Origin of the sequence: Pinirhizobacter soli, assembly GCF_015905305.1 — a bacterium.
Lineage (GTDB): Bacteria > Pseudomonadota > Gammaproteobacteria > Xanthomonadales > Rhodanobacteraceae > Pinirhizobacter > Pinirhizobacter soli.
On the sequence record NZ_JADZLQ010000004.1, the window covers coordinates 12056 to 38028 of the forward strand.

At 58.7% G+C, this 25973-nt stretch carries 17 protein-coding genes and 1 pseudogene; 17 read left to right on the plus strand and 1 reads right to left on the minus strand.

All coding sequences use genetic code 11. The features are described 5' to 3' along the window. The first annotated feature begins 70 nt into the window (after nt 1–70). The 16 genes and pseudogenes from miaB to NDK18_RS16935 all read left to right on the plus strand — a co-directional run bounded on the left by miaB (nt 71) and on the right by NDK18_RS16935 (nt 22121). Nucleotides 71–1420 (plus strand): tRNA (N6-isopentenyl adenosine(37)-C2)-methylthiotransferase MiaB, encoded by a 1350-nt coding sequence (gene miaB, locus NDK18_RS16865; RefSeq protein ID WP_250628446.1) that lies wholly within the window; start codon nt 71–73, stop codon nt 1418–1420. Nucleotides 1421–1445: 25 nt separating this feature from the next. After that, nucleotides 1446–2438: a PhoH family protein gene (locus tag NDK18_RS16870; protein ID WP_250628447.1), complete on the plus strand. Its 993-nt coding sequence runs from the start codon at nt 1446–1448 to the stop codon at nt 2436–2438. After that, nucleotides 2428–2892 (plus strand): rRNA maturation RNase YbeY, encoded by a 465-nt coding sequence (ybeY, locus tag NDK18_RS16875; protein ID WP_250624049.1) that lies wholly within the window; start codon nt 2428–2430, stop codon nt 2890–2892. The genes NDK18_RS16870 and ybeY overlap by 11 nt, the downstream gene beginning before the upstream one ends. A gap of 72 nt (nt 2893–2964) precedes the next feature. After that, a complete protein-coding gene (locus tag NDK18_RS16880; RefSeq protein ID WP_250624050.1) occupies nt 2965–3831 on the plus strand; it encodes a CorC family transporter in 867 nt (288 codons plus the stop codon). After that, nucleotides 3828–5015, plus strand: coding sequence for a lipoprotein N-acyltransferase Lnb domain-containing protein (locus NDK18_RS16885; protein ID WP_250628448.1), 1188 nt, complete (start codon nt 3828–3830; stop codon nt 5013–5015). Before NDK18_RS16880 ends, NDK18_RS16885 begins: the two co-directional genes overlap by 4 nt. A gap of 43 nt (nt 5016–5058) precedes the next feature. After that, nucleotides 5059–6087: a magnesium and cobalt transport protein CorA gene (locus NDK18_RS16890; protein WP_250624446.1), complete on the plus strand. Its 1029-nt coding sequence runs from the start codon at nt 5059–5061 to the stop codon at nt 6085–6087. A gap of 79 nt (nt 6088–6166) precedes the next feature. Beyond that, complete coding sequence (locus tag NDK18_RS16895) at nt 6167–6694, plus strand: hypothetical protein (protein WP_250624052.1); 528 nt, start codon at nt 6167–6169, stop codon at nt 6692–6694. Between the two features lie 147 nt (nt 6695–6841). After that, complete coding sequence (locus NDK18_RS16900) at nt 6842–7330, plus strand: nuclear transport factor 2 family protein (RefSeq protein WP_250624053.1); 489 nt, start codon at nt 6842–6844, stop codon at nt 7328–7330. 1349 nt (nt 7331–8679) lie between these two features. Then, entirely contained in the window at nt 8680–12942 is a 4263-nt protein-coding gene (locus tag NDK18_RS16905) for an RHS repeat-associated core domain-containing protein (protein WP_250628449.1), read from the plus strand. 8 nt (nt 12943–12950) lie between these two features. Next, nucleotides 12951–13241, plus strand: a complete 291-nt coding sequence (locus NDK18_RS16910) for a hypothetical protein (protein WP_250628450.1) — start codon at nt 12951–12953, stop codon at nt 13239–13241. A 190-nt stretch (nt 13242–13431) separates the two neighbouring features. Further along, nucleotides 13432–14067, plus strand: coding sequence for a hypothetical protein (locus NDK18_RS16915; RefSeq protein ID WP_250628451.1), 636 nt, complete (start codon nt 13432–13434; stop codon nt 14065–14067). An 887-nt stretch (nt 14068–14954) separates the two neighbouring features. Next, nucleotides 14955–15446, plus strand: a pseudogene (locus NDK18_RS16920) (transposase); the annotation flags it as partial. A 130-nt stretch (nt 15447–15576) separates the two neighbouring features. After that, nucleotides 15577–16005: a DUF4279 domain-containing protein gene (locus NDK18_RS19495; protein WP_425600653.1), complete on the plus strand. Its 429-nt coding sequence runs from the start codon at nt 15577–15579 to the stop codon at nt 16003–16005. Nucleotides 16006–16793: 788 nt separating this feature from the next. Continuing rightward, entirely contained in the window at nt 16794–20822 is a 4029-nt protein-coding gene (locus NDK18_RS16925) for an RHS repeat-associated core domain-containing protein (protein ID WP_250628452.1), read from the plus strand. Beyond that, entirely contained in the window at nt 20803–21267 is a 465-nt protein-coding gene (locus NDK18_RS16930; protein ID WP_250628453.1) for a hypothetical protein, read from the plus strand. The genes NDK18_RS16925 and NDK18_RS16930 overlap by 20 nt, the downstream gene beginning before the upstream one ends. Before the next feature lie 314 nt (nt 21268–21581). Beyond that, on the plus strand, nt 21582–22121 hold the full coding sequence (locus tag NDK18_RS16935; RefSeq protein ID WP_250624057.1) for a hypothetical protein: 540 nt from the start codon (nt 21582–21584) through the stop codon (nt 22119–22121). An 834-nt stretch (nt 22122–22955) separates the two neighbouring features. Here NDK18_RS16935 and NDK18_RS16940 read toward each other — a convergent pair. Then, on the minus strand, nt 22956–24122 hold the full coding sequence (locus NDK18_RS16940) for a DegT/DnrJ/EryC1/StrS family aminotransferase (RefSeq protein ID WP_250628454.1): 1167 nt from the start codon (nt 24120–24122) through the stop codon (nt 22956–22958). A 59-nt stretch (nt 24123–24181) separates the two neighbouring features. Between NDK18_RS16940 and NDK18_RS16945 the strand changes: the two genes are divergently transcribed. Beyond that, entirely contained in the window at nt 24182–25963 is a 1782-nt protein-coding gene (locus tag NDK18_RS16945; protein ID WP_250628455.1) for a tetratricopeptide repeat protein, read from the plus strand. Nucleotides 25964–25973 lie beyond the last annotated feature (10 nt).

Consider the following 25973-nt stretch of genomic DNA (forward strand, 5'->3'; position numbering starts at 1 on the left):
CCCGGCGTTGTCACCCCACGCCGGGCGCCATAGCGGGTAAAATGACCGACCCACCCACCGCGGCAACTCCATGAGCGGCAAGCTTTTCATCAAGACCCACGGCTGCCAGATGAACGAGTACGACTCGGCCAAGATGGCTGACGTGCTCAAGGCTTCGCACGGCCTGGAACTCACCCTCGATGAAAGCGAGGCCGACGTCATCCTGGTCAACACCTGCTCGATCCGCGAGAAGGCCCAGGAAAAGGTCTTCAGCCAGCTCGGCCGCTGGAAGGGCTACAAACAGCATAAGGAAGGCGTGGTGATCGGCGTGGGCGGATGCGTGGCCTCGCAGGAAGGCGCCGCCATTGTTTCGCGCGCCCCCTATGTGGACCTCGTCTTCGGTCCGCAAACCCTGCACCGCCTGCCGGAGCTGATCGACGCCCGCCGCCGCACCGGCAAGCCGCAGGTAGACATCAGCTTTCCCGAGATCGAGAAATTCGACCGCCTGCCGGAGCCCCGCGCGGAGGGCCCCACCGCGTTCGTCTCGATCATGGAAGGCTGCTCGAAGTACTGCTCGTACTGCGTGGTGCCTTATACCCGTGGCGAGGAAATCAGCCGCCCCTTCGACGATGTCCTGGTGGAAGTGGCCCAGCTGGCCGCCCAGGGCGTGCGCGAAGTGAACCTGCTTGGCCAGAACGTCAACGCCTACCGCGGCCCCACCTTCGACGGTGGCGAAGCGGACCTTGCGGTGCTGATCCACGCCATCGCCGGCATCGAAGGCATCGGCCGCATCCGCTTCACCACCTCGCACCCGCTGGAGTTCTCCGACTCGCTGATCGAGGCCTATGCCAGCGTGCCGCAGTTGGCCAACTACCTGCACCTGCCCGTGCAGGCCGGCTCCGACCGCATCCTGTCGGCCATGAAGCGCGGCTACACCGCGATCGAATTCAAGCAGAAGATCCGCAAGCTGCGCGCCGTGCGCCCGGACATCTGCGTGTCGTCGGATTTCATCGTGGGCTTCCCCGGCGAAACAGACGACGATTTCGAGAAGACCATGAAGCTGATCAGCGACGTGGGCTTCGACCAGAGCTTCTCCTTCATCTTCTCCTCCCGTCCGGGCACGCCGGCGGCGAACCTCGCCGACGACACGCCGATGGACGTGAAGCGCGCACGCCTTACCCGCTTGCAGGCCGCCGTCACCGCCAATGCCAACCGCATCAACCAGGCCATGGTGGGCACGGTGCAACGCGTGCTGGTGGAAAAGCCCAGCCGCAAGAGCCCGCGCGAGATGACCGGCCGCACCGAGAACATGCGCTACGTGAATTTCCCCGGCGACGCCCGCATGATCGGTCAGTTCGTGGACGTCACCGTCACCGAGGCCATGAGCAACTCCCTGCGCGGACGTGTGGCCGGCTTCGACGTGGTCGCCCCGGCTGCCTGAAACAAGCCTCCAACTTCGAGATCCCATGACCGACGGCCTTACCCAGCGCGACTTCCCGCTCGATCCGGAAGACAACGCGCGCCTTGCCAACCTCTGCGGCCCGTTCGACGAACACCTGCGTCAGGTGGAACTGCGCCTGGGCGTGGAGATCGACCACCGCGGCAACATCTTCCGTGTGATCGGCGAGGAAGCTGCCGCCATGGCTGGCGAGAAGGTGCTGCGTTCGCTGTACCAGGCGACGGAGAAGGAATCGCTCACCGGCGCCGCCATCAACCTGCACCTGGCCGAGAGCGGCGTGGACGCCCTGGTGTCCGACACCGACGGTACGCAGGAAGTCACGATCAAGGTCAAGCGCGGCGTGATCAAGGGCCGCGGCCCGAACCAGGCGCGCTACCTGCACGCCATCGCCTCGCACGACATCAACTTCGGCGTGGGCCCCGCCGGCACCGGCAAAACCTACCTTGCCGTCGCCAGCGCCGTGGAAGCCCTGGAAGCAAACCGCGTGCAGCGCGTGCTGCTGGTGCGTCCGGCGGTGGAAGCGGGCGAGAAGCTCGGCTTCCTGCCGGGTGATCTTAGCCAGAAGGTCGATCCGTACCTGCGCCCGTTGTACGACGCCCTGTACGAAATGCTCGGCTTCGAGAAAGTGGCCAAGCTGATCGAGCGCAACGTGATCGAGATCGCGCCGCTGGCCTATATGCGCGGCCGCACGCTCAACGACTCGTTCGTGATCCTGGACGAAGCGCAGAACACCACCGTGGAACAGATGAAGATGTTCCTCACCCGCATCGGCTTCGGCACGGTGGCGGTGATCACCGGCGACGTGACCCAGGTGGACCTGCCCCGCCATGTCCGCTCGGGGCTACGCCACGCCATCGAGGTACTGCGCGGCGTCGACGGCATCAGCTTCACCTTCTATACCTCGCGCGACGTGGTCCGCCATCCGCTGGTGGCAAAGATCGTCCGCGCCTACGAGGCATTCGAGACCACCGAGAACGCCGACAACACGCATGTCAGGTAGCGCGCTGACGCTTTCGGTGGGTTACGGCGTGCCGCGGGCGGGTGTGCCGTCGGCGCTAAGTTTCCGTAAGTGGGTGGAAGCTGCGCTGCACGGGGCGAAGCGTCGCAAGGCCACCGAATTGGCCATCCGGATCGTTGGGCTCGACGAAGGCCAGGCGCTCAACCGCGACTACCGGGGCAAGGATTACCCCACCAATGTGCTTTCCTTTCCCGCGGAATTGCCGCCCGGCGTCGCCCTGCCGCTGATCGGCGACCTGGCCATCTGCGCGCCCGTGGTGGCCCGGGAGGCCGCCGAACAGGGCAAGAAGGCGGCCCACCACTGGGCTCATATGACGGTGCACGGGGTGCTTCACCTGCTGGGGTATGACCACCTGGAAGACGCCGATGCGGAGCGCATGGAAGGACTGGAAACCCGCGTCCTGGCCGGTCTGGGTATCGCCGACCCTTACCTTTGACCGTCGGCAAGTGTCATCTGGATGGGCTAAACTGACCCTTCCGCCCCTTGATGGGGCTCGGCAACAAGCGTGATGAACGAGGACCCTGGCAGTACCGGCGGCCTGGCCCACCGATCGTGGTGGGATCGACTGGGCCACATGTTTTCCGGAGAACCGCGCAACCGCGACGAACTGATCGAGGAACTGCGCACGGCACGGGCCAACGGCCTGCTCTCCAACGACACCCTGACCATGGTCGAGGGTGCGATCAAGGTCACCGAACTCTCCGTCGACGACGTCATGGTGCCCCGCGCCCAGATCGTCATGGTCCCGACCGACGGCACCCTGCACGAAGTGCTCGCCACGGTGGTCGAATCCGGCCACTCGCGCTTCCCCGTGCACGGCGAAGACAAAGACGAAATCCTCGGCATCCTGCTGGCGAAGGATCTGCTGAAGTACTTCGGTGACGGCGAAGGCTGCGATATTTCCTCGCTGCTGCGCCCTGCCGTGCTGATCCCCGAATCCATGCGCCTGAACGTGCTGCTGGCCGAGTTCCGCCGCAGCCGCAACCACATGGCGCTGGTGATCGACGAATACGGCGGCGTGGCGGGCCTCATCACCATCGAAGACGTGCTCGAGCAGATCGTCGGCGAGATCGACGACGAGCACGACGACGAGGAAGAACCCCAACTGATGCGGGCCACCGGTGACGGTGCCTTCGACGTGGGCGCCCTGACCACCATCGAAGACTTCAACGAGGAAACCGGCGCGAGTTTCTCCGACGAGGAATTCGATACCGTGGGCGGCATGGTGACCTCCGAATTCGGCCATCTGCCGGAAGTGGGCGAGGAAGTGGCCATCGGCGATTTCCTGTTCCACGTCACCGAAGCCGACGACCGCCGCGTGCAGCGTTTCCGCGTTACGCTGGTCGACCGCACGAGCGAGACACCCACGCCTTGAAGCGCCTGCTTTTCCTGCTGCTGGCCCTGGTGGCCGCACCTGCGTTCGCGGGCATTGCCGAAGCACCGGCCGATACCTTGCAGGTGTCGCTTATCACCTATGGTCCCGGCGACATCTACTGGGAGCGCTTCGGCCACGATGCCGTGGAACTGCGCGACCCAGCCTCGGGTGAGGCGATTGCCTTCAACTATGGCGTGTTCGACTTCGACGAAGCCGGCTTCCTGCTGAACTTCGCCCGCGGCATCATGCGCTATCGCATGGATGCGGTGCCGACCTCTGAAGATGTGCAGTTCTATGCATCAGAGGGGCGCAACGTCACGAGGCAGCGGCTGGCCTTCACGCCGGCCCAGACTGAAGACCTCCGCCGCTTCCTGTTCTGGAACATCCAGCCGCAGAACACGCGCTACAACTACAACTATTACGTGGACAACTGCGCCACGCGCGTGCGCGATGCATTGGACCGCGCGCTCGGCGGGCAGCTGCGCGCATACCTTACGGCGCATCCGGGTGGCATGACCTACCGCCAGCAGACCGCGCGATTGATGAGCAACCAGACCTGGCTGATGCTGGGCATGGACTTAGGATTAGGCCCCTACGCCGACCAGCCCATGGATGCCTTGAAGGAAAGCTTTCTGCCCATGGTGCTGCGCGATGAAGTCGCCGGCATGTATGTGAGCAACGGCGCGGGCGGCAGCCGGCCGCTGGTGCAATCCACCGAGGTACTGGCCAAGGCCACCATCGAGCAGCCGCCGGCGATGGCGCCGGAACTGGGCTTGCCATTGTTTGGCGTGGGCCTGGGGCTGGCCGTGTTGCTGCTGGTGACGGGGGCTTACCGGGAATATCTGGTCGCCCGCATCGTGTACGGCACGGTGGCGACGCTATGGCTGCTGTTCGCCGGTGTGGCTGGCCTGGTCATGTTGGGGTTGTGGGCATTTACCCAGCACCAGTCGGGCTGGGCGAACGCTAACCTGCTGATCTACCAGCCGTTAGCCTTCCTGCTGCTTCCAGCCGTATGGCGAGGCTATGGGAAGCTGTCCGGGCGGATCATCTGGGTCTCGGTCGCCCTGGCCGTGCTGGCCCTGGTGCTGCATGCCTTCCCCTTCTATACCCAGCGGAATTTCCCCTGGGTGGGGTTTGGCCTGCCCATCTGGCTGGCGCTGGGGGCCTCGCGGTTTCGTAAGTAACTACGAAAGACCGTGATTGCCCTGTAACACGCACCTCGGCATGATGCCGGCCATGTCCTTGAATATAACCGCCCCGGAAACTCCCGCCCCATTGAACAATTCGATGGTGGTCAACTGCGTGGCCTACCGCAAGGATGGCTCGAAGATAGGCGATATCACGCTGGACGCCATCAGCGACGTGCTGAAAACCCCGGACACCTTCGTGTGGGTGGGCCTGCACGAGCCGGACGAGCACCTGCTGGACAAATTGCAGGAGGAATTCTGCCTGCACGACCTGGCCGTGGAAGACGCCAAGTACGCTCACCAGCGCACCAAGATCGAAACCTACGGCGACTCGCTGTTCATCGTGGTGCAGACGGCGCAGCTCCTGGGCGGCAGCATCGCCTTCGGCGAAACGCAGATCTTCCTGGGCAAGCGCTACCTGATCACCGTGCGCCACGGCGCATCGTTGAGTTACGCCCCGGCCCGCATGAGCTGCGAGCGCTCGCCGGAGCTGCTGGCGTTGGGCCCAAGCTACGGCCTGTATGCCGTGCTCGACTTCGTGGTGGACAACTTCCTGCCCATCGTGCGCGACTTCCGCGAAGAACTGCACGATCTGGAAAACGACATCTTCGCCGATACCTTCAACCGCCAGACCATCAAGCGCCTATACGACATGCAGCGCGAACTGATGAGCATGCGCCTGGCCGCAGCGCCGTTGCAGGACGTGATCAGCCAGCTTGTGCGGATGCACCCGCATCTGATTCACGACGAGCTGCGCGCGTACTTCCGAGATGTGTACGACCACGTCTTCCGTGTGAACGAATCGACCAGCGCGATGCGCGAGATGCTAAGTGCAGCGATCTCGGTGAACCTTTCGTTGGTGACCTTCGGCCAGAACGAAGTGATGAAGAAGCTTGCGGGGTGGGCGGCCATGTTGGCGGCGCCTACGCTGATTACGAGCTGGTATGGGATGAACTTCGCGCATATGCCGGAGTTGAGCCAGCCGTGGGCTTATCCGGCGATTACGTGTTTGGTGGCTTGCATCGTGGGTGGGATCTTCATTGGCTTGAAGAAGGCGAAGTGGTTTTAGGCGCCTTGCATTCTGACCGCCGCACTCATTTGTGACGCATGGAATAATGATCGCTCCCGCTACGTAGAGTGATCTCGCGATGAAAAAGTGGCTTGCATGCTGGTTGGTCATTGTCGCGATGACTGTACCGGCACTCGGTATGGCGGCTGAGTTCAGCCAGAACACGCAATACCGCGAAGAAGTGCTATCGGTCGCGCCGTACCGCATCAAGTACGTTCTGACTGGCCAGACTCGCATCCAGCCAAGCGACTTCGAGGCCTTGCGGCTCGATGGCCAGGCTACGTTTGTCTACGCGCTGGCAGACAAGCACGTGTTTGTCTATTCGGATGGTTTGTACATCGGCTCGCCAAGCTTGTATCTATGGCCCTACGAACCGTTCGTCAACATCGATCCTACGAATCCCGTCAACTCGATCACTGCAACGATTGGTACAGGGTTCGCGCAGGTGTTCAGCCGAACGGACGCTCAGGACTATCGTTTGACAAGCGAATTCATTGTTGAATTGAAACCGGGGTTCACTTATCAGCCGAATCAAGTGCGAATGCAGGTGGTTTATTTGGCAGAACAGAGCGCACCGTATATCGACGTCTTTCGTCGTCAGTTCTGAGTAGCGGCCACAGCGGGCCAAGGCGCGGTTGGCCAAGTGGCTTTCTTGCTTTCTGTGTCTGGCGAATGGCCGACATCGGATAGCCGATGGGCGGGGAGATCAACGGCGCGTAGGCTCATCTGGTTCTTATAGAGCCTGGAGAAATGTATGCGCCTTTCCGCCGCGTTGCTGATTCTTCTACCGCTGCTGGGGACCGCGCCAGCACATGCTGCATGGCATGCCGCCAATGCCGAGGTGACACAGGCCATCAAGAATCCGCGCATTGCCGCGGCGCTCGAGGCCACCACGCGAATGGACAAGGCCATACTCAACCACGATCAGAAGGGTTTTGCCGATGCCTTCGCACAAGACGCAGTGGTCAACAATCCATTCAACAAGATCGCTCGCAAGGCCGATGCGGAGCACAACCTGAAGACTGGGTTGATCGACTACACGTCGCTGGAGCGCTCAATCGAGTATGCCGCGGTTCGCGGTCAGCACGACATCGTGCTGATGGGCGAAGAGAAGCTCACACCGGTGGGCAAAGCTCGTTTCGCCGGCAAGACTGTGCATCGACGCACCACGGAAGTCTGGACCGATGAAAGCGGCGAATGGAAGTTGGCGATTCGCCAGGCGACGATCTACGCGACGGAATAGCTAGAACGAATCGGGCGGATGGACCAATCAGGCCCCTGGAGCCTGCGGGTTGACCGGATTCACCGCTGGAATAATGAAGCCGGCCAGCCGGGGGATCGTTCTTACCCGATCCTATGGTCCATCCACCCGCACTGGCTCTGGGGGAAGGTGCCACCGCCGCTTCTGACACCGGAGGTGGCGGGCGAGCCAGGGTCGAAAACCGTCAAAGAAAAAAACCGGCCGGACCGAAGTCCGCCTGGTCGCCCGCCATAAGACGGGAAACCTCGGGTACCGCAGGACTCCGCCTGCGGTACCCGATTTTCTTTGAACGGGTTTCGACACCCGGCTGCCGGTGCATCGATTACGGTGCACTGGCAGCGAAACTATGATCCCGAAGTACGCGCTGCGAATCCATCGTAATGGTCGCAAAGTTGCTACGGTTAGGACATCGATTGATGCTCAATGTGAGGGATGCGGCGGTTTAAGCATCAGTGCAGGGCTGTTGGGATGCATCGCAGACAGGTGGTCAGGGGTTAGAACAAAAACTCGGCACGAACGTCCAACGATGCTCAATCGGTGCGGGTGATCGCCGTTGTTCGTTCATCGCTTTAAGATTTCTGTAAGTACTTGCTCGATCCACTGGGAGACTTCGAGGGTAGACAACCAGGCGACTTCCCCAGCGCCGTCGACTCTCTGGAACTTGCGATGGCGTACCACGAGAAACATAACAGTGAGCCACCAGTCAGTGATTGAGCAATAGATTCGCCCCTTATTTAGGCTCCGCGAATCTGTCCACTTTTTGGTATCACGCCCTGTACTCCGTAATTATTTACGAATCGTCCTTGAAGCGTGAGTAAGCGCACACAAATCATGTTCCCCAAGATTTTGTAGGCCGACGCCTACAGCGCCCGAGAACTACCTTTGGTATATCTGCGCCGCTGCAAGCCCTCAGCTGGGCTTCGCAAACTGGGGACAACGTGATGAAACCCGTATCTCGCCATGTGGCTGTGTGGTTGCTGCTTGCCTTCGGCATGTTCATTGCCAATCTGGTGCAAGCAGGGGATGGGCCGGTTAAAGCCTCGACCATATCGAGCCGGCAAGGAACATCAGTAAGGAACATCAGCGCTGCCTTTCCGCGCAATAGTGCTCCGGCGCTTGTGAGTCCCATGTTGGATGGGGACCAGCCTCACTATGGCCCCCCATTTTCATACTCACTCGGCTGTACTGGCGGGGGCAGCGGGTTTGCATCAGTCGACGCAGCGGTGGACGCTTGGTGGGCGGCCTATTCGTCCTGTTGGGGATGGGCATTTCCCTGCTCTTATGTGCGCACCGACTACCCAGACGGCCCAACAACAGGATACTTCGCGGACATGGGGCTTACCGGCAACTGCGGTGGCGGCGACGCAATATCCGGCACACTCTATACTTTTGATCCAGCCAAGAACAATGGAGGCCCTGACTGCAGCTGCGGAGAGGGCTCGCCCGGTGCGGGGGGTGGCTCGGGGTCTGACGGTCAACAAGCGAGCGATGGGTCAGGCGCGCCACTGGTTGGCGACCCCATCAACGTGGCCACGGGCAACAAATTCCTTCAAGCAGATGACTTCACAGCCTCGGCCTGGCTGACATTCCGTCGCTTTTACAATTCATCCCCCAGCGTGACCGGGACTGCGATGGGCACGCAATGGCGGCATTCATTTGACCGCTCGCTCAAAGTCATCCAAAAAAGCGGAGTGGCCACGGCGACGGCAAACCGTCCGGATGGAAGGAGCGAGGTTTTCAACAAATCGGGCAGCGCGTGGACGGCCGATGTCGACAACCCCGACATCCTAGTTGAAATCGATGACGTCAACGGCAATCCCACCGGCTACAGGCTCAACGTTGCCACGCTGCACCACATCGAAACCTATGACGTGTCCGGACTCTTGCAATCCGTCGCTGACGAAAACGGGCAGGGCATTATCCTGACCTACAGCACACCCTTAACTGACCCGGCCGTCGCTCCCAAACCAGGCCTTTTACTCAATGTGACAGCCTCCGATGGCCGGGCACTGAATTTCACGTACGACAGCACTGCCCATCTCCACCAAATGACCCAGCCGGACGGCGGCACGTTCGTCTACGGCTACGACAGCACGGGCAACCTGACCACGGTCCAATACCCGGACACGAAGGTCCGCCAGTACCTCTACAACGAACAAGACCTGACGAGTGGCAACAATCTGCCCTCGGCCATGACGGGCATCATTGACGAGTCGGGCGTACGGTTTGAGAGTACGTCGTTCGACAGTCTTGGCCGGGCCACCTTCACGTCCCTGGCGGGAGGTGCCGGGCAAACCACCATCAGCTACAACGCGTCGTCCTCGGGCATCACCTTTGCCCTTGGTGGTGGCGCAACGCAGACCTTTCTGAACCCCAACGGCCATATTCGAACGGCCAACTACGATGCAACCTGCAAGCCGGCATGTGGCACCCAATGGCAGAGCCGCACCTATGATGCCAATGGCTACCCGTCGAGCTACACGGATTTCAATGGCAACCTGACCCAGGTCGCCTACTCGGCCTCCGGCCTCCTGACTGAACTGATCGAAGCGTCGGGAAGCGCGGTCCAGCGGACCACGGACACCACCTGGGATACAACGCTTAGACAGCCAACGCTTCGCACGCTCAAGGATGCTGCTGGGACGCTGGTCACCAAAGATGCCTGGGTTTACAACACCCGTGGACAGCCTCTTGCCACGTGCAGCATAGACCCAGTGAAGGCGGGAAGCTATGTCTGCGCTGCAACAGGCCTACCACCCGATGGTGTCAGGCGAACGACGTACACCTACTGTGACGCGATATCGACCACCTGTCCCCTGATTGGACTGGTGTTGACTATCGATGGCCCACGCACGGATGTCACCGACGTCACCACGTATTCGTATTACACATCCAGCAGCACCACTAGTTGCGGCACGCCGGGTGCCGCGTGCCATCAGACGGGCGACCTCTACCAGGTCAACAATGCCCTAGGGCAGACGACGACGTATGCGTCTTACGACGCCAACGGGCGCATCACCCGCATCACCGACCCGAACGGCATCAACACGGACTTCACCTATACCGAGCGCGGCTGGCTCCTCACTCGGACTTACGGGGGAGCAACGACAACCTATGGGTATGACGCCATGGGTGACGTGAACAAAATCACCGACCCCGACAATGTCATCACCACCTACACCTACGACGGCGCGCACCGGCTAACGGATGTCACCGATGCCCTCGGCAGCCATATTCATTACAGCCTGGATGCGGCTGGCAACCGCACGATGGAGGAAACCTACAATCCTTCCGGGCAATTCGTTCGCTCCACTTCAAGAACGTTCGACACGCTTGGACACCTGACTCAGGTGAAGGACAGTCTTGGCAATCCGGTCCTGACTGCAAGCTACCCAGACAGCTACGATGCCAACGGGAGTCAGGTTCACACCCAGGATGCTTATGGTGTTCAGCGGCTTCAGGGGTTTGATGCGCTCAATCGCCTCCACCAAACCCTCGATGACTACCAGGGCAGCGTTCCCGCCACCGCGAACATGGCGGCTGGATATGGTTACGATGCGGAAAACCAGGTCACCAGCGTCACGGATTCCGACGCGCTATCGACCTCGTATGGATTTGACGGCCTCGGCAACCGCGTATCCCTGAGAAGTCCCGATACGGGGACAACCACGACTAGCACTGACGCAGCGGGCAACCGCCTCACGGTCCAGGACGCAAAAGGTGTTGTCGCGCAGTCGAGTTTCGATGCATTGAACCGACTGACGGGGACAAACTACCCGACCGCTTCCCTTAACGTTGCCTATTACTATGACGAGGCAAATTCGGTCACCGGATGCGCCTCCTCATCGCCCATCGGGCACCTCACGCGCATCGTCGAAAGCGCCGTGTCGACCACGTTTTGCTACGACGCCCGAGGCAACATCATAAAAAAGGCCCAGACCACGGGTGCATCAACCGACGTTCTGACCATCGCCTACAGTTTGGCAGGGCGTGAAATGGCGATCACCTACCCCAGCGGTACCGCTGTGCACTACACGCGCAACACCAATGGCAAGGTGTCGGGCGTGACCGTCACCCCCATCGGCGGCAGCGCTGTGACGGTGGCTTCAAACGTCACGTACCTTCCCTTTGGGCCAGTCGCTAGCTATTCAATCGCCGACAATCAGGCACTCACGCGGACTTACGACAAGAATTATGGCTTCACTGACGTCGTCAGCCCAGCCCTTGACATCCATGTCCAGCGAGATGTCGGAGGCCGAATCTTTGCAAGCTCGGGCGGCGGCGCACCAGCCGAGAGCTATGGATACGACAACCTTGGACGCATCATCAGTGTCATCGACGGCTCCACTCAGATCCAGGGGTTCACCTATAACAAGACCGGCGACCGCACGACAAAGTCTGGCACAGGAATTTTTACCGGAACTTACCAATATGTGTCAGCCACTCACCAGCTGAGTTCAATTGGCAATGCCGCACGGTCAGTGGACGCCAATGGCAACACCACGGCGATTGTTTCGGCCGGTGCCACCCTCGGATTTGGGTACAACGACCGGAACCGGCTGACCATTGTTCAGCAAGGTGGCCAGACGGTGGCCCAATACGTCTACAACGCCCTCAACCAGCGGGTGGCCAAACAGACCCTCCAGGCCCCGACCTCGACCGAACGGTTTGTCTATGAACCTATGGGTCATCTCCTGACTGAATCGGGCACCGTCAGCCGCGATTATGTCTGGCTTGGAAACGTCCCAGTCGCCATGGTTGACAATACGGGCACGGTGCCTTCTGTGTTGTTTGTTCATGCAGATGGCATGAATACCCCACGCGCCATTACCAACAGTGCCGGCGCCGTGGTCTGGTCCTGGGCGTTTAGTGCCAATGCGTTCGGTGAGCAGCAGCCTTCGGGCTCTGTCACCTTCAACCTGCGCTTTGCTGGCCAGTATTTCGACCAGGAGGCCGGTCTGGTCCAAAATGGCCGCAGGACGTTCGAGCCGGCAACGGGCCGATACCTGCAAAGCGACCCTGTAGGCCTTGCGGCCGGCGGCTCTACCTTCTCTTACGCACAAGGCAATCCTCTTACCGCGACCGATGCCACCGGCCTCATTTCCGGCCCGCCCGAGGAGGAAGCTCCCGAGGAAAACATTCCCGTTGTCAATGAAGAAATTGCCCGCCTGGAAAGGCAGGAAGCTGAGGAGGCAAACGAAGCGGCGGCGCGCGCCGACCACAATACATATGTGCCACCGATTCCGGCCTCTCAGTTCGGCCCGTTAGGCGAGTGCAAGGCAACAGACTACGATGCAGCCGGCGAGATATCGTCGCCTAACATTCACCCGCGGGACTTGGCTGGCTTGTCGCCTCAGGCCCTTGACGCATTCGCCCGGAATGCAGGCCTGAAGCCGATGGGGCCAGACCCCATGAATGGAAGGGGAAGTTATGATGACCCGGTGACTGGAGAACAGCGAGTTCTCTCACACCCAAACGATACAAGATCGGGTCCGCACATGCACGTCAATGACCCCAGCGGACAACGACTGGACATCAATGGCAACCCCGCCGCAGAAAATTCGCCGGGAGCCCACCTTCCCATCGGAAAATAAGAAACTTTATGCTGAACTATCACGATGCATTCATCAACGCGATGTCGTTTGATTGGGACGCGAAGACTTTTGCCCTCGATGTGACGCCGGTCGAAATGGTTCGTTTGTCGCCCTGCAGGATGTTGTTCTCCGGGGTGCGCTCGCTCGGCTGGACTCGTAACGATGAATGGGGACGTAGCCACAGCATCTTTGAAGTGGAGGTCAAGGCGGAGGGTGACCTTCAACGTTTCCTGATTCAGATGCAAAGCGGGGATGTTATTAACGTACTCGCCAAAGAGATGAGCGAGCAAGACATCTAGACTGGGCCGCTGCCGCAGGTCATGGCGGGAACATGGGAGGCTGTAGGAACGGTCGGGCGGAAATAAAAAATCACCCAGATGGCCACCCAGGCCAAACTGGGCCTGAATTTCCAGACCATCATTCATGCCCACACTTTCATGCACGAAACGAGGCTGGAGTTGAAATGATTTTTCCATATAGGACAGGAACGTGATCGGCTCAGTGCAAGTCGATGCCTTTTTACGAGCCCTCGTGAAGTTTGGGCAAGACGAAGGAATCACTATCAGGGCGATGGTATGGTTCGTTGGCGATCCTCGCATGTACAGACAAGATATTCCATTGGATCTCTCTCTTCTCGGCCCGGACGGCATGGGCGATCCCGGCCTGGGCTCTGGACCTGTACGTTACGAGGATATCGAGACGATTGTTTTGTCCTGCGAGACCAATACTAAAGCGATGGCCTTTCCGAGTGGATCGCCTAGATGCCAAGAGGCTATGGCAGCTCTTGCATCACGTCTCCCAGCAGATAAGTCGATTGAAGTACAGGATGATCGAATTACCTGGAGACGATCACCAGCCGGCGAATCAATAGCGGAAAGGGCGCCGACGAAGTATGCGCACGTAGTACGAGTTGATGCCAAGAGTTGCCGAGTGATCATCTCTCGTATCGACGATGAGATGAACGAATTCCCATTGACATCCTTCGACATGCCCGGACCGGTCGAAGATGCATCTCGTGCGGCGAATATCTGGCACCAGGCATTCTTTGCATTGGCTCACGGAATAGGCGAAACAATTCTTTTTGACTCACCCGAAGCAAAGCAACTGTACGGGGATTCTCTCTAAATACTCAACCCAAACCCGAGCAATGCAGTAGTACTGGATCTATAGCCAACCGGCTTCAGAACTCCTATGAGCGACTCATCTCGCGATCTCTATACCGTTGAATTCAGGATTGCAGGAGTCGATCTTGTCCAAGACGACATCACCCGAGAGATAAGCTTCACACCCCGGCACACAAGAAGTCCACGCGATATTCGCGGCGCTTCCGTGACCTTAGAAACAGACCTACGCACATGAAAAGACTAACAATTGTTTCCTTGCTGCCATTGCTTCTAGCTGGCTGCTACTCCGTGTCTGATTACAAGGGCGATGGAACGCTTGTAGATCATGGGCATCGCTTTGTTACGAACAAGTACACTCTGACCCTAGGGCATATCGACCTGACACGCGCGCAGGAATTGCATTTTCGAATGTCCGGCCTTCCCCGCCGCGAATTCGTTGCTGGGGTTAAATTAGATCCCGTCGATTGCTCCTTGGCCTCATCGGAAATACGAATAACTATCGATGTCAGGGTCGCGCGCGGGCCAGTGGTAATCCATGAAGACCACGCGTTGCGTGAACTCGTATGGACACGCAACGAACATGATAGGTGTAATCCGCTCTTTGGCTACGTGCGCGGGGCCGCTACAGAGCTACCTGATAGAAATGGGAACGTGCGGATGCAACCAATCATTACGGGCGCTGACGGGGGGCAAGGAAGTTATTTCCACAGTAGAGAATCCGCCTCGTATGACGTGACTATTGGCATTCAGCCGGATGCACAAGCTCCATCGGGCAGTCACCACGCCAAAATTATTGTCGACGACAACGGCCCCGTGCCCTAGTGACCTGAGCCGAATCATGTAGCCATTTGGATAGTGAGTTCTCTACTTATCAAGCAAGGAGAACTCATGAAGAAGCGTTTCACCGAAGAACAGATCATCCGCGTCTTGCGCGAAGCCGAGCGGCAGGAGATGCCGATCAAGGACCTGTGCAAGCGGCACAACATCACCGAGCAGACCTTTTACCGCTGGCGCAATCGCTTCGGCGGGATGGATGTGGACGAGTCGCGTCGGCTGAAGGAGCTGGAATCGGAGAATGGCCGGCTCAAACGCCTGGTTGCCGAGCAAATGCTAGTGATCGATGGGCTGAAAGAATTCGGCCAAAAAAAATGACCACCCCGTCGGGACGGCGGGCGGCGCTGGCTACCCTGACTCGTCGGGGAATATCGCAACGAAAGGCTTGCGGCTATCTGGGCCTGAGCCGGCGAGTGGCGGGGTATGGCCTGCGTCAGCCAGGTAAGGACCAGGCCGTGAGCGATCAGCTCGTGGCCGCGTCTCAGCAGCACCCCCGATTCGGCTATCGCCGGATGGCAGCCTGGTTGGCCCTGGGCGACTCGAACGAACAACGACCCCACAGCGCCCATCGCTACCAACCTCCCGCCTCGGTTCGTCGAGCCTGGCTGGAATCCCGTAACATCGACCTCCCACTCACTGCCTGAGTGGCTACAAATTTCGAGCACAGGTCAGTCCTATGAGCGACTCATCTCGCGATCTCTATACCGTTGAATTCAGGATTGCAGGGGCCGACCTTGTACCAGATGACATAACCCACGAAATAAGCCTTACGCCACGGCACACAAGATGTCGCGGGGAAACGCGTGGGCCTTCTGGGACTTTTGAAACAGGCATATGGAGTTTTTCGGGTATTGGCGAAGAGGCCACCTATGTACGCGAATGGGAAAAACTAGAAGATGGCCTATTGAATTTGCTTCCTCACCTTCTCGCTCGAAGGGACGTTATATCAACCTACGTTAAAAAATATGACGTGTTCTGGTGGTGCGCTCATTTTCAGAGTTCGTTCGACGGTGGACCAACATTCTCGCCTTCAGTGCTGCGTGCCCTTGCCGACCTCGGAGCTTCGCTCTCGATAGCAAACTACCTATCCTCCGAAGAAGAGTGACGTTGCCACCAATCCTTCGCATTTGAGCAGTTCAAGTTTGACGATGAACGAATTCCGAATATTCCACACTGGCACCGCAATCGTAAATTTTTGCGGCATCGCGAATATGTCAACACATTCATCGCTTGCATACGCGAAGCGCTTGTAGGAAATCCCCTACACATTTTTGACGCGTCATTTGCTTTAGGGCTTCGGCCGTCATCTTTTCGCTGTGTTGAAACGTTACGCCATCTCGCGAGTACGCATAATTCAAAAGTGAGCGCTAGCGCACTCTTCGCCCTTTGATTGTGCATGTCCCACGGCGTATAAGTTTCTCATAGCGCGGCACACCGCTTGCGCTTGTTGGGGAACTCATGTTGACCGTCCTTGATCATGGCTGCAGCCATGCAGCGGAGCCGTGCCTCACCGCAACTCAATCCCGTCACCGGACCCCAAGGACTCATCGCAAGTGGGCCACGCAGATGCACACGGCCCTCAAAGCCATCCTCATTTCCTTGCTCCTGTTCGCACTTCCAGTGGCGCGCAGCTTTGCCGACTCTACAACTTGCCCGCATATGCAGGTAATGCATGATGCATGCAACCAAGACCGCATATCAACGTACGGCGGCTTTCAAACTCAGCCATGCATCCTGCATCCGCACGAAGGCCAACCCGGGTGGGGGTTCTGGCTGAACTGGTATGGCACATGGGAGATGTACGATGGGTACTCATACTACTGCCCTCCGGGAACTCCCAAACCGCCTGCCAATCTAGGCGCATGCGGAAACGGTCAATGCCCATCCTCGCCGATGCGCGGCAATCCCGTTAACTCCTCTACTGGCAACAAGTACCAGGAAGAAGTTGACGGTAAATGGGGGAACTGGCTGCAGCTTACCCGGCACTACAACAGTGACTCAGGAACCCGCTCTGATCACCTCGGAGCCGGCTGGCGGCACACTTACTCCCGTAGCATTGAAGGCGATGTCTACGGCGCGAACGCTTTAAGGCAAGACGGGAAGCAGATCACATTCCAAGCTGATCCCAATACCCATGTGTTTAGTTCCGACACAAATCCGTACGATCAGCTAACGGCGGCTCACGATTCCAACAACAACGTAACTGGCTGGACTTTGTATTGGTCTGGAACACGCGAAACCGAGGTCTACGATGCGTCGGGATCGCTCATATCTATCCAAGACTCCTCTGGATTTGTAACTTCGCTGAAGTATAGCGACGCATCAACATCCGCGAGTATCGCCCCTGGGCCGGGATTTCTGATTACCGTGCGCGATCCTTTAGGGCGAGTCCTAAATTTCTCCTATAACGCCGATGGAACACTTAGCTCCGCTCTTGGTCCAGACGGAAACACGTATACCTACAGCTATAACGTCACACCAAGTCTTACCAATCTTTCATCGATATCGTTAAACGACGGTTCGTCGCGCACTTATGGCTATTCGCCAGGAACCAATCTGTTAACGTCCATAATCGACGAGAACAGCGCAACGTTTGCAACATTCTCGTATAACGCGAATGGTCAAGCACTAACCTCCACGCATGCTGGTGGCGCGCTAAGTTTTGGCTTTACATACAACTCAGATGGTTCAACGGACGTAGCCACTCCGCTGGGTAGCACGCAGCACGTAACCTACGTGAATCCCCTGGGCGTCATTCGCGTGGCGTCGGTGAGTTCACCGTGCTCGACCTGTGGTTCAAATGCCGCATCGTCCATTTATGACGCGAACGGCAACCCGCAGCAAAGGACCGACTTCAACGGGAACGTCACGCTAACAACATACGACGGGAACGGCCTGCTAACTCAGAAAATTGAGAGCCAGGGCAAATCAGAGCAGCGAACCACCGATACCACATGGAACAGCGCACTTCGCCAGCCTGTCCTGCGCACCGTAAAGAATGCCAGCGGCGTTATCGTCTCTAGCCTGGCATGGGTGTACAACAGCCGCGGCCAAGTCACCGCGTCTTGCGAGGTCGACCCCGCCGTCGCCAGCAGCTACACCTGCGCCCCGACCGGTACGCCACCCGCCGGCGTGCGTCGTACTATCAACACTTATTGCGACACCACCAGTTCATCCTGCCCCGTCATTGGTCTTTTGCTTAGCTCAGACGGTCCACGGACTGATGTGAGCGATATCACCACCTACACGTATTACACATCAAGCATTGCGACGAACTGCGGCCCCCCCGGCTCCGCCTGCCACCAGGCCGGCGACCTCTACACCGTCCAGGACGCCCTCGGTCACACCACCACCTACGCCTCCTACGACGGTGCTGGCCGCGTCACCCGAATCACTGATGTCAACGGCACTAATACCGACATCTCCTACGACCCACGCGGGCGAGTGCTGACTCGGTCCTATGGTGGGGCGACAACGACCTACGGCTACGACCCCGTCGGCAACCTCACCCAGGTTACCGATCCGGACAACGTCGTCACCCACTACACGTACGACGACGCCCATCGCCTTACCGACGTCACCGACGCCCTCGGCAACCACATCCACTACACCCTGGATAACGCCGGAAGCAAGACAGCCGAGACCGTCTACGACGCCAGCAACACGGTCAAACGATCCATCGGCCGCACCTTCAACGCCCTGGGCCAGCTCACCGCTCTGCGCGACGGCCTCAACAACACGGTGCTCAACGCTGGCTTCACCGACAGCTATGACGCCAACGGTAACCTAGTGCACACCGCTGATGCTTTAGGCGTCCAGCGCCAGTCCAGCTTCGACAGCCTCAACCGACTGATCACCACCCTCGACAACTACAACGGCACCGATCCTGCGACCCAGAACACCACCACCCGGTACGGGTACGACGCGAAAGACAACTTGGTCCAGGTCACCGACCCCAGCAACCTGGTCACCACCTACACCCTGGACGGCCTCGCCAACCAGACTGCCCTGTCCAGCCCCGACACCGGCACCGCCACGGCCACCTTTGACGCCGCCGGCAATCAGCTGACCCGGACGGATGCTCGGGGTATCGTCGCCACCTCCACCTATGACGCCTTGAACCGAATCTTGTCGACTACCTACGCCGACACGTCGCTCAACGTGACGTATCACTACGACGAGGCAAATTCAGTTACTGGTTGTTCCGCCTCCCAGCCCATGGGCCAGCTGACGCGGATGGTGGAAGTGGCAGTGACCACGACTTATTGCTACGACTCGCGGGGCAACGTCATCCGAAAGATGCAGACTCAGGGAGCGGCCACCGACACCACGGCGATGGCGTACACGAGTGCCAACCGGCTGCAGAGCTTAACCTATCCGAGCGGCACCGTTGTTTCGTACACACGGAATGCCAACGGGCAGATTGCTGCGGCCGCGCTGACGCCAGCCGGCGGCACCGCGGCCAGCGCGGTGTCGAACATGGCCTATCTGCCGTTTGGGCCGGTGCAGTCGTATACGCTGGGCAACGGCCAGACGGTTACGCGAACGTACGACGCGAACTATGCCTTCACCGACGTGGTGAGTCCGGCTTTGGCAATTCATGTGGCGCGCGATGCCTTGGGTAACGTAGTGGCACTTGGTAACGCTCCCGGAGCAAGTCCTGCGACGGAGACTTATAGTTACGATCCCCTCTATCGCTTAACCGGTATTGTTGATGGCACCAACACTGTTCAGGCGTACACCTACAACGCAACCGGGGATCGTCTAAGTAAGACCGGATCTGGACTCGCAACCGGCGACTACAGCTATGACGCCGGTACGCACCATCTAAACGCGGTCGGCAACGGTGCGCGAACATCGGATGCCAACGGCAATACCACGGCCAGTGTTTTTGGAGGGCAGACCTTTGGCTTCGGCTACAACGGTCGCAATCGCATGACCGTGGCACAATCGAATGGTCAAATGGCGGGGACCTACGTCCAAAACGCCATGGGCCAACGCACAAGCAAGTCGACGTCATTCCCCACAGTTGCGAATGAGCGCTTCACTTACGACACGAAAAACCAGCTTATCGCAGAACACGGAACAAGCAGCCGCGACTATCTGTGGGTTAATGATCTACCTGTCGCAGTAATAGATTACACGAGCTCGACTAATGCCCTTTCATTTATCCATGCCGATGCGTTAAACACCCCACGGTCAGTAACTACCTCGAGCGGATCGGCAATTTGGCAATGGCCTTATCTCGGGAACTCATTTGGAGAATTGGCGCCAACAGGGTCTTATACGTTCAATCTTCGCTTTCCTGGCCAGTACTACGACGCCGAATCAAGTATGGCCTACAACGTCCACCGCGACTATGAGGCGTCGACTGGACGGTATCTGCAAAGCGACCCGATTGGACTGGGTGGCGGGCTCACAACCTACGGGTATGTGGCAAGTTCACCACTGCATGAGACCGATGCTCTTGGTTTACAGGGTAGCCCGCAACTCTGCGTCGAAAACCCGGCATGGGCCGAGGCTTGCGAAGCCGCTGGCATGCTGCCCAAACCAAGACCAGTCCCAGTACCAAGCCCTGCCCAAGTCGGAGGAGCGATTGGTGCGGCAGCAGTTGGAGGGCTCTCGGGAGATGCTGCACCTGCTACAGCAGCCAACCCGGCAATCCCTGATTGCCAAGGAGGTGATTTGTGCGAGCAGTTAGCACTAGCTGAGGCGAAGGCTGGCGCGGGGCGTCCGATCATGAATGACAATCCACTTGGCGATCTTCCGAGGCTGCTCGCGCATTACGGACCTGGCGATTGGGTTAAAATGCAACACTCTCACCGGTGCGCAGATGGGCGCCTGGTGGTAATTCACTATTTTTCAAATGGTGCTGGGCTCAATGTCGAGCTGAAAATCGTAAGTGGTGGTATTGGTGGCTAACTACTTTGAAGTAACTATTAATGATGATATTGAGGATAGCCCTCGACTCGTGGTCGCGCTGAGGTCAGGATCGTTCTGTGGCGAGGCCCTCGCATATTTCAATTCAAAGACGCTTGAAACGGAGAGTGAAATATTTTCGAAGATACCTATCAGCATCACTGAAACGCTTGCAATTTCGCTTGGCTATTTAGACCCCATCGATCATACGAGAGTAGCCGACGAACTCATCGGGATTCGTGCAAGCAGCGTCGGCGCGAGTGGGAAAACAATAATTGAAGTCAGCCTCGTGCAGGAAGAAATTGGTGCCGGCTTCCAAGGTGCTAGAGCGTTCATACGCGTACGATTCGTCGCAACCTATGGACAGCTCGGCGACTTCGCGTCGAGCTTAGGAGCGCTTGCGCGGAGGGAGATTGACAAGGTTCGATTTGAAGAGTGGACGGGATAGTCCAGCAGGATGCGCGGATGAACCCAGTCCAACGGCAGGAAGCAATTGTCCGGGAAGCAACGATTTATGCGTCAAAGCCAAGCGCGACGCGCAAAGTGCGAACTGGAAACTAGTGAACAAGCGCATACCCTAGTTCCAATCAGGTGGCACTCGATGCTGGGATCCGAATCAACTTAGATCCATCTTGGAATTGCAGGCTGCGCTACGCAAAGCGATCGGCCGAGTCCTCTTGTACTGCCGCCCTCCTCCGGCTGAACTTGAAGAGTGGCAAAGGGCTGCTAATCTCAATGCCCCAGGGTTCTAGGGATACAACGGTGATCGTAAAAGTCGAACTCCCCGCCGTCTTTGTTGAATCGGAGGAATTTCGGGCACTGCCCGAAGACCAGCGCCAGTCCCTCCTTAGAAGATTGGACAACACCAAGTCTCTTGGTTTATCCCTTGAGTCTGGGTCACGCTTAGCGAGCGCATCCGACTTTACCGACTTTACAGAGGACCTAGAGCTGGATGTCGCTCTGCTCCAGGAACTCGATTCGGCGGATCGAGGCGGTCTTAGTCGTTGGCAATTGCATTTCACGTGGTCCTTCGAAACCTCACCCGAACGCATGCGTCAGGCTCTTCCGGCTTTCTGCGTAGAGCTACTGGATGCTCATGAGCCGTCGCAAGATGCCCAGGTTGACTCCTACAATGCTTGGTTCATTGAAATCGGGGGAAACCTTGTCAAGATAATTGACTGCATTGAGACCTCCACTACGTTCGACGCAGTGCTTGCCGCTCATATAGTTTTAGACATCGTTCTTGGCCGGTTGCTGGTCGCTTGCTACAAGATTCGGCTGAATAGATTGATGCCGAGGTGATCGGCGCTACTCAAATACGGGGGGCCTCGCCCAGGCCCGCAAAGACGAGCGAGCACCGAGCGCTGGCATTTGAAGACTTATTTTGAGCAGGGTGATCAGAGATTCGCACAATAAGAGCAAATTCTTGCGACATCGTAAATATGTCGACACAGTCATAGTTCGCACACAAACAAAATTCCCGATGAAAATTCGATGCTACCGCCTGCTCTCTTTTCTGCTAACGACTTCTTCGTTGTGCGCATGCACAGCGACAGATGGAACGCCTAAATGCACACTTGAGGACAATACGTCGCAGAGGGCAATAGCCTTCTTTCGACAAGGGTTGTATGAAGAAGCTATCGCAACGACAGAATCCACGCCGTGCCCACCCAAGGACAAGCAGTTAATTATCAGTAGCTATATGGGCCTTTATCTTCTTACGCCTACGCCAGAGATTGAAGCTCGAGCACGACTGGCGATTAGAGAGCTGGCTCCAAAGGACTATGGAGGCCCCGACGTTGGCTTCCTTCTCGTTGCCTTGAACGACTTCGGAGCAGCGCGCTCATTCTATGCGTCACAGCTCGCATCGCTAAAGAGCTCTCGCCCCCAAGGCATGAAGGAGATTAATCGCGCGGAGGCTGAGCGACGGTTACAAGGAGCCATTGACGTCCTGGATGATTCTCGCTGGACACGCGAAAATAAGTTGGATCTAATTCGGGCCCTGCAGGGGACGCTCTCGGGTAGGACGAAGTAGGGTCGCCCCGAGGATGGCATAGTAAATGTCAAAACCGCCGCGTTGTAGTCGTCGCAAGGGGTATTGGAGACAGAGTCGAAAGCCCTTAGCCCAGATGCCTGCTACAGCCCCAACACTACCGTGCGAACGGCTTCGATCACGCGCTCGACATCAGTGTCTGTCATGCCTGGCGACAGCGGAAGACTGGATGTCTCGCGCCCGATGCGCATAGCCACGGGCCAATCCTCCGCTCTCCAACCAAAGGTGTCCTGGTAATAAGGATGCTCGGCTACGGAGAGGTAGTGCACACCTGTGCCGATGCGCCTGGCATTCATCGCATTGAGGAAACCGTCCCGGTCGACCGCACAGCGTTCGGCGTCGACGCGAATCGTGTACAGGTGGTAGCCGTGGCGGGTGTCGGCATCGGGTGGTGCTGGGGTGATAATGGGAAGGTCGGCGAACGCCTCGTCATAGCGCGCCCAGATCGCCTGGCGACGCAGCCAGTGCTTCTCGACCTTGGCAAGCTGATGCAGTCCAATCGCCGCCTGCATGTCCATCATGTTGTATTTGAAGCCGCACTCCACCACCTGGTAATGCTTGTAACCGGCGTCGCCAAAACGATGCCAGGCATCCTTGCTCATACCGTGCAAGGCCAGGATTCGCGCCCGTGCGATCTTTTCCTCATCGCGCCCCAGGATCATCCCGCCCTCCCCCGTCACCACGTTCTTGGTGACGTAGAAGCTGAAGCAACCGAAATCGCCGAACCGTCCCGCTGGCGTGCCGTGGTACTCGGTTTCTATGGCGTGGGCGCAGTCCTCGATGATCACCAGGCCGTGTTTCTCGGCAATGGCCACAATGCGATCCATCTCGCAAGGCCGGCCGGCGAAATGCACCGGCACGATGGCTCGCGTGCGCGGCGTGATCGCCGCCTCAATGGCATCGGGATCAATGTTACCCGTCGCCTCGTCCACGTCGGCCAGCACCGGGGTAAGCCCCGCGTGCATGATCGCGTTCACCGTGGCGCAGAAGGTGAGCGGTGTGGTGATCACCTCGGAACCTGGTTCCAGGTCCGCCGCCACCATGCTCACATGCAGGGCAGCGGTGCAGGAGTTGACCGCCGCTACGTGCTGCGGACCGACGCCTCGGTAAGCGGCGAAGTCCGATTCGAACCGCGCCACTCGAGGGCCGGTGCCTAGCCATCCCGAACGCATGCAGTCCACCACTTCGGCAATTTCTTCTTCGCCAATGGCAGGAGCGCCGAAGACCAGGAAGGGTTGTTCTTGGGCCATGATTATTGGCTCTGGATTGACTGGCAGCGATTCTCTCAGGTTCGCGACTGTCGTGACCAATGGGCCGCGCTTCCCCTTCAGCGGACGGTGACCCACAATGCCCGGCACCACTAGGGGATAAGCGCGGCGCCATGTCACGATCACGCGGAATCATCACGCTTGCCGTACTGGCCGCCATAGCGCTGCTTTATCTGCCCGTCCGGCACGCAGGATTTGTCTGGGACGACCTTCTGAACTTCCAGCAGATGCCCTGGCTACGCACGGGTGACCAGTGGAAGCAGATCATTTTCCGCGGCTATAACGACTGGGCATACTATTTCCGCCCACTGATCATTGCTTTTTTTACGCTGCAGATCCGCCTGTTCGATGACGCACCCGGACCCATGCACCTGGTGTCGCTGGCGATGCACTTGCTCAATACCTTCATCGTGGGGCTGCTCGCGCTTCGTCTTCGAGCAGCTTGCGGGCGGCAAGACGATGGACTTGAACGTTGGCTAGTGCCAGCACTACCGATGCTGTTCTTCGGCCTTCACCCGGCGTTGGTTGAAGCCGTAGTCTGGGTGGGCTGCCAGTTCGAACTGGCGCTCACCCTATTCATATTGCTAGCCCTGCTGGCGAATCTCTCGATCAAGTCGCAGCTGTTCCGTGCGATCGTCGTCGGCGCCCTATTCTTCTTGTCGGCGCTGTCAAAGGAGTCTGCGGTGTGTTTCCCGCTGCTCCTGCTGTGCCAGGACATGCTCTTGGCCCGCGACGCCGCAAGTAACGGCTTCGCGCGCCGGATGATGTCGTTCGTGCGTGAGCGCGGAGGGATATACATGGCTTGCGCCATAGCTGGCTTGATTTACCTGGGCCTGCGGCAATGGGCGCTGGGGCGGATCAATCCTCTAGCCCAAGTGCATGTGGACGTACTGACCAACCTGCAGCAAGCCTGCTTTCTATACCTGCGTTATTGGGCGTTGGCGATCGTGCCTTCGGGCCTCAATCCGTTGCATCCGGCCCTGCCCTACCCGCCGGAACACCTCACCGCGCTTAGCGGCCTGATTGATGTAGCCGCCATCTCCATAGTCATCGGTGCGATCATCTTGGCTGTGCGACGCCGTTCGCCCGCGGCCATCTCGGTACTGGCTTTTAGCGTGGCGATCGCGCCCGCGCTGCACCTGGGCAGCATCAATTTCGACGGCAGCACCTATCACGAGCGCTACGCGATGCTGGCCATCGCCGCACTGGCGGTTTTTGTGCCTACCGCCTTCAGCCGTTGGCCATTTGCCACATCCAACCGCGTTGTTTCCGTCGTCCCTGCAGTGGCGTGTCTGGCGTGGCTTGCCACGTCGATCCTCGCCCTGATCACGGTGATCCCCCTGTGGTCGTCCAACCTGCGTCTTTGGGAGTGGGCCCTGGCAGTAAATCCCCATGCTGAAGAGGCGAAGGCGATGCTGTTCAATGCCTACGATGCCGCCGGTCGTACCAGCGATGCGCGCCATCTTGCCGACCGAATCATGAGTGACCCCGTACCCTGCGACAAATGCGTGGTGAATGTGGCCAACTTCGCCCTGGACCAGGGTGATCTGGCCCTCGCCAGTACCGCGCTGGACAAGGTGCAGGCTTCGCGGCAGCTGCGTTACGACCCTCGGATGCTGCATTCGTACCTGTTCGGTCGCGCTCGCTGGCTATTGGCCACGGGCCAGATCGCGGACGGCAAGGCGATGCTGACTATGACCATCGAGGGGGACCCGACCGATCCCCAACCTTATGCCGTGATGGGCAGCGTGTTGCTGCGCGAAGGCAACGCTGATGAAGCAGAAAGATATCTGAGCAAGGCCAGGGCATTGACGCTGCCCTGACCCTGCACGA

Excerpts from the sequence above, each read along its gene's own strand:
- miaB (WP_250628446.1), top strand. The coding sequence starts at position 71 with ATGAGCGGCAAGCTTTTCATCAAGACCCACGGCTGCCAGATGAACGAG.
- NDK18_RS16870 (WP_250628447.1), top strand. The coding sequence starts at position 1,446 with ATGACCGACGGCCTTACCCAGCGCGACTTCCCGCTCGATCCGGAAGAC.
- ybeY (WP_250624049.1), top strand. The coding sequence starts at position 2,428 with ATGTCAGGTAGCGCGCTGACGCTTTCGGTGGGTTACGGCGTGCCGCGG.
- NDK18_RS16880 (WP_250624050.1), top strand. The coding sequence starts at position 2,965 with ATGAACGAGGACCCTGGCAGTACCGGCGGCCTGGCCCACCGATCGTGG.
- NDK18_RS16890 (WP_250624446.1), top strand. The coding sequence starts at position 5,059 with ATGCCGGCCATGTCCTTGAATATAACCGCCCCGGAAACTCCCGCCCCA.
- NDK18_RS16895 (WP_250624052.1), top strand. The coding sequence starts at position 6,167 with ATGAAAAAGTGGCTTGCATGCTGGTTGGTCATTGTCGCGATGACTGTA.
- NDK18_RS16900 (WP_250624053.1), top strand. The coding sequence starts at position 6,842 with ATGCGCCTTTCCGCCGCGTTGCTGATTCTTCTACCGCTGCTGGGGACC.
- NDK18_RS16905 (WP_250628449.1), top strand. The coding sequence starts at position 8,680 with ATGGGGCTTACCGGCAACTGCGGTGGCGGCGACGCAATATCCGGCACA.
- NDK18_RS16910 (WP_250628450.1), top strand. The coding sequence starts at position 12,951 with ATGCTGAACTATCACGATGCATTCATCAACGCGATGTCGTTTGATTGG.
- NDK18_RS19495 (WP_425600653.1), top strand. The coding sequence starts at position 15,577 with ATGAGCGACTCATCTCGCGATCTCTATACCGTTGAATTCAGGATTGCA.
- NDK18_RS16925 (WP_250628452.1), top strand. The coding sequence starts at position 16,794 with ATGCGCGGCAATCCCGTTAACTCCTCTACTGGCAACAAGTACCAGGAA.
- NDK18_RS16940 (WP_250628454.1), bottom strand. The coding sequence starts at position 24,122 with ATGGCCCAAGAACAACCCTTCCTGGTCTTCGGCGCTCCTGCCATTGGC.
- NDK18_RS16945 (WP_250628455.1), top strand. The coding sequence starts at position 24,182 with ATGGGCCGCGCTTCCCCTTCAGCGGACGGTGACCCACAATGCCCGGCA.